Below are 2,871 nucleotides of genomic sequence, written 5' to 3'. Positions count from 1 at the left end.
GGCCCGTGGGGGGAGGGAGTCGGTCGCGGCCCGGATGGCGGGAGGTCAGAGCTTCCCCGCGCCCGCGCCGGACGTCACCGAGGCGACGACGGACGAGGCGGATTCGGCCGTGTAGCCGTAGGGCGGACTGGTGAAGCTGCCCGTCCGGGAGACCTCGGTGGCGGCTCCGCCGAGGTCGTTGCCGCGCAGGTTCGCGTAGCCGTCGACGTCGCTGCTGCGGTTCGTGGTGACCGCGATCTTCGTCGAGCGGAAGACGTTGTTCTCGACGAGCATCTGGGCGCCCATGCGCGAGTGGCACGCGGTGTCGGCGCCGTTCACGTAGTTGTTGTAGAAGTGCCCGGTGCCGAAGCGCAGGCTGGGGATGCGCGAGTAGACGTTGCTGAAGCTGTTGTGGTGGTACGTCACCTTCAGATGGCCGGTGTCCTCCGAGGCGTTGTTGTCGCTGTGGCCGACGAGTGAGCCCTTGAAGTGGTCCTTGAAGGTGTTCCAGGACACCGTCACGTGGTCGGAGCCGTGGTTGATGTCGAGGAGACCGTCGTAGTAGTCCTTGTCGTGGTCACGGTCCGCCGAGAAGGAGTTGTGGTCGATCCACACCTTCGTCGACTCCTGGACCGTGATGCCGTCGGCGGGCGCGACCGGCTTGCTGATGTTGAGGTTGCGGACGACGACGTTGGTCGCTTCCTTGATCCGCAGACCGCCGCCGGTGATGCCGGACGACGAACCGACGCCCAGGACAGTCGTGTTGGAGCCGATGTCGACCTGACCGCTCAGCGAGATCAGGCCGTTGACGCGTACCACCTTCGCCGTGTTTCCGGTGACGGCCGTCTTGAAGGCGGACAGCGTCGACACCGTCACCGGGGCGGCACTGCCGCCGCCGGTGGTGCCCGCGCCGAATCCGATGGGCGAGGTCTCGGCGGCACCCGCCGGCTGGGGGAGCGCGACCACGGTGACGGCTGCGAGGGCTGCCGCGGCGGCCGTGGCCAGGGCCGATCTGTGCGCTCGTGTACGTGGGGGGAGAGTGCGCATGCGGGTGCTTCCCTTCAGAAGTACCTGGTGGATCAGGGTGGGTCATATACGTGACCGTTGTTCGCCATGCTGATCGCCGCGCGCGAGCGGAGTCACCCGACAGGAGGGTGGTGGAGCTCCAGGGGGTGCAATACCCCAGGTGGTGCGGGACTTCTGTCACTGCTATCTCATATACGAGATGAGGTGGTGGGTCACGCTTCTGAACGGAAGGTAGGGGGTAAGCGCTTTCTGGTCAACGGTTCGCGCAGAAGGTTTTCGCCGGGCTCCCGCCGCCGCGAGGGCTGGTGACCGTCGAATGTTTTCGGAGTGTGGGAGCGCTTCCCCGGCAGGCATGTGCATGCCACGATGCCTTCGCTTCCCCCGCAGTCGTTCCCAGTTGTTCCGCTGAGCGATGCCGTACGAGCCGCGATCAGAAAGGGACGAGGACGTGTCCACCACTGTCGGCACCACCGCGAGGAGACCGCTCCGTACGACACTCCTCGCGCTCTTCGGGGGGCTGGTTCCCCTCCTCGCGGCGGTGCTGTTCGCCGCACCCCAGACCGCGGCCGCCCCCAGGGCCGCGACTGTCCCTCAGGGAGCTGCCGCGGCTTCCGCCACCTCGGCCGAGGGAGCGGCACCCACCGCGTCGCTCACCGAGGTGACGAACTTCGGAACCAACCCCAGCAACCTCCAGATGTACCTGTACGTGCCGGACACGGTCACCGAGAACCCCGCGGTCCTGGTGGCCGTCCACTGGTGCACCGGATCCGGCCCGGTGTTCTACCAGAACACCGAGTTCGCCTCGCTCGCGGACCGCTACGGGTTCATCGTGATCTACCCGTCGGTCACCCGCAGCAGCAAGTGCTTCGACGTCTCCTCGCCCCAGGCGCTCAAGCGGGGCGGCGGCAGTGACCCCGTGGGCATCAAGTCCATGATCGACCACGTCACTCGCACCTACGACGCCGACACCAGCCGGATCTTCGCCACCGGCGTCTCCTCGGGCGCGATGATGACCAACGTCCTGCTGGGCGACTACCCCGACGTGTTCGCCGGGGGCGCCGCGTTCGCGGGCGTGCCCTTCGGCTGCTTCGCCACCACCGACGGCTCCGAGTGGAACAGCGCCTGCGCGAACGGCACCGTGACCCACACCCCGACGGAGTGGGGCGACCTCGTCCGGAACGCCTACCCCGGCTACACCGGCCCCCGCCCCCGTATGCAGCTCTGGCACGGCACCGAGGACGACGTCCTGCGCTACCCCAACTTCGGGGAGATGATCAAACAGTGGACCGATGTGCGGGGCATCAGCCAGACACCCACCCGCACCGACTCGCCCGCGTCCGGCTGGACCCGCACCCGCTACGGCTCCACCGGTGACCAGGCCCCCGTAGAGGCCATCAGCCTCCAGGGCGTCGGACACAACCTGATCACCACGGGCATGGCGGCCCGCGTGATCACCTTCTTCGGCCTGGACAGCGGCGGCCCCGCTCCCCAGCCCCAGCCCGGTGGCTGCAAGGTCTCCGTCACCACCAACGCGTGGAACACCGGCCTGACCGCCTCGGTGACCATCACCAACACGGGCACCACCGCCGTCAACGGCTGGAAGCTGGGCTTCACCCTCCCCGCCGGCCAGACCATCACCAACGGCTGGGGCGCCACCTACGCCCCGGCGAGCGGAGCGGTCACCGCCACCAACGCCACGTACAACGCGGCGATCGCCCCGGGCGCGAGCGTCAGCATCGGCTACCAGGCCGGCCACACCGGCGTCAGCGCGGGCCCCACCGCCTTCACTCTCAACGGCGCCAACTGCACCACCTGACGGATCGCCACCCACGCCGTCCCCTCCGGGCGCGCGCCGGAACCCACCGG

The 2,871-nt window shown here is 68.5% G+C and carries 2 protein-coding genes; one reads left to right on the top strand and one right to left on the bottom strand.

Annotation, left to right across the window (positions count from 1 at the left end; genetic code table 11):
• Positions 1-45: 45 nt before the first annotated feature.
• A complete protein-coding gene (locus FNH08_RS48175) occupies positions 46-1,026 on the bottom strand; it encodes a pectate lyase family protein (RefSeq protein WP_152778223.1) in 981 nt (326 codons plus the stop codon).
• Between the two features lie 427 nt (positions 1,027-1,453).
• Between FNH08_RS48175 and FNH08_RS48170 the strand changes: the two genes are divergently transcribed.
• On the top strand, positions 1,454-2,821 hold the full coding sequence (locus FNH08_RS48170; protein WP_322726615.1) for an extracellular catalytic domain type 1 short-chain-length polyhydroxyalkanoate depolymerase: 1,368 nt from the start codon (positions 1,454-1,456) through the stop codon (positions 2,819-2,821).
• Positions 2,822-2,871 lie beyond the last annotated feature (50 nt).

It is taken from the genome of Streptomyces spongiae (genome assembly GCF_009377185.1).
GTDB lineage: Bacteria > Actinomycetota > Actinomycetes > Streptomycetales > Streptomycetaceae > Streptomyces > Streptomyces spongiae.
This window is presented reverse-complemented; position numbering and strand designations above follow the sequence as displayed.